We start from the raw sequence: 2,133 nt of genomic DNA, 5'->3' as shown, positions 1-2,133 counted from the left end.
GGCAGGGGGGCCGACGATGTCCCACGCCGCCGCCACCTCGCCGCCCACCACGATCCGCGCCGGGTTCACCGCGTTGACGATGGCCGCCAGCCCCAGCCCCATCAGCCGCCCCGTCGATTCGAGCGTGGACAGCGCCCCCGCGTCGCCGGAGCGGGCGCGGGCGATCACGTCGGCCACCGTCATCCCGGATTCGCGGACGGCCGCGTAGCTGTCGCGCGTGGCCAGCTCGCGGCCCAGGTAGCGCGCGACGATGGCGTGGCTGGAGGTGTACGCCTCCCAGCATCCCCGTGACCCGCACAGGCAGGCGGGCCCGTCCATCGTCAGGGGGATGTGTCCGAACTCGCCGGCGGCGTCGCGGTGCCCGCGCACCACCCGCCCGTTGATCACCAGGCCCGCGCCCACGCCGTCGGAAAAGGTGACGTAGGCAAAGCTGTCCAGCGCACCGCCCACCGGGTGCGCCAGCCACATCTGCGCGAGGGCGCAGGCCACGGCGTCGCGCTCGATGGTGACCTCGATCCCCACGGCCGCTTCAAGCGCGCCGCGCAGGTCCACGTCGCGCCAGCCCAGCGTGGGCGCGTTCACCAGGCGTCCCGTCTCCTTGTCCACCGTACCCGGAACCACCAGGCCGATCCCCTGGCACTCGCCCGCGGCGGAGTTGGCGTCCAGCAGCCGGCGGATGCGCGTACCCAATTCCGCGATCAGCTCGTCCGGCGTGGCCGGGGTCCGCAGCATCTCCAGCGCGAGGGTGCGGCCGGCGAAATCCGCGAGCATCACCTGCGTTTCGCTCAGGCGCACGTCGATGCCCACCGCCAGCCGGTCGTGCGCGCGCACGTGAAGCAGCGTGGGCTTCCGCCCGCGGCGCGAGGTGCCCACCGCGGCCTCGTACAGGAGCCCACCCTCGATCAGCTCGTTCACCAGCGGGCTCACCATTCCGCGCGCCACCTCCATGCGGCGCGCCAGGTCTGCCCGCGAGATCGGCTGGTACTCGCGGACCAGGTTCAGCACGATCTGGCGGTTGATCTCCTTGCTGGTGGTGCGGGTGGCGCGCTGGAAGTTGCGGGGGTCGATCTTGCGCACGATGCGGGAGGGGCGGGGGATGGATGTGGCGGCGGATGCGCGGGCGAAAAGTGCTTGCGGACCCGTGGGAGGGCCGCTATCGTACGGCCATCCATTTTGTCACTGATCGTTCCAATACCGGAAAGTCGGCTTCCGGACCCGCGCCGTCAAGCCTTCGGTTCGGGCGCACCCCTCCCACGCACCGGCCGGCACCCCGCCGCGCACGTCGCCCGCCATGGCGGGCCTGCCCCGGCGCCGTCCACCAGCCCCCGAGAACGCCGTGACCACCAGCATTCAGCTCGCCACCATCGACTACGTCATCCTGGGGATCTACTTCGCCTTCGTGGTGGGGATCGGGGTGGCGCTGAAGCGCTACATGCGCTCGTCGACGGACTTCTTCCTTTCCGGCCGCAGCATCCCCGCGTGGGTGGCCGGGCTGGCGTTCCTGTCGGCCAACCTGGGCGCACAGGAGGTGATCGGGATGGCGGCCTCGGGGGCCAAGTACGGCATCGCCACCAGCCACTTCTACTGGATCGGCGCCATTCCCGCGATGGTGTTCGTGGGCGTGTTCATGATGCCGTTCTACTACGGCTCGCGCGCCCGCTCGGTGCCGGAGTACCTGAAGCTTCGGTTCGACGAGAAGACGCGCGGCTTCAACGCCATCACCTTCGCCGCCATGACGGTGTTCTCGTCAGGCATCTCGATGTACGCGATGGGCAAGCTGCTCAACCTGCTCCTCGGCTGGAGCTTCGACGTGAGCGTGCTCGCGTCGGCGGTGATCGTGCTCGCCTACGTGCTCCTCGGCGGCCTCACGAGCGCGATCTACAACGAGGTGCTGCAGTTCTTCATGATCGTCTTCGGCTTCGCCCCGCTCGTCTGGGTGGGGCTCCGCTCGGTCGGCGGCTGGAGCGGGCTCACGGCCCGCCTCGCCGAGACGGCGACGCAGCGCGGCCTCCCCTCGGGCGCGTACACGCACGCCTGGCAGGGGCTCGGCAGCGCGGCGACGAACCCCGTGGGCGTCGAGTGGTTCGGGCTGGTGATGGGGCTCGGCTTCGTGCTGTCGTTCGGCTACTGGTG

The 2,133-nt window shown here is 70.6% G+C and carries 2 protein-coding genes; one reads left to right on the top strand and one right to left on the bottom strand.

Going from position 1 to position 2,133, the window contains the following annotated elements; all coding sequences use genetic code 11:
- Positions 1-1,077: ROK family transcriptional regulator (locus VIB55_RS20595; RefSeq protein ID WP_331878551.1), on the bottom strand; the 1,077-nt coding region annotated here is incomplete at its 3' end.
- A 214-nt stretch (positions 1,078-1,291) separates the two neighbouring features.
- Here VIB55_RS20595 and VIB55_RS20590 point away from each other — a divergent pair.
- A partial coding sequence (locus VIB55_RS20590; RefSeq protein WP_414682079.1) for a sodium:solute symporter family transporter occupies positions 1,292-2,133 on the top strand: 842 nt, incomplete at its 3' end.

Source organism: Longimicrobium sp. (assembly GCF_036554565.1).
In the GTDB taxonomy this organism is placed as follows: Bacteria; Gemmatimonadota; Gemmatimonadetes; order Longimicrobiales; family Longimicrobiaceae; genus Longimicrobium.
The sequence above is the reverse complement of the archived record's forward strand: the minus strand, read 5'-3'. Positions and strand labels throughout refer to the sequence as shown.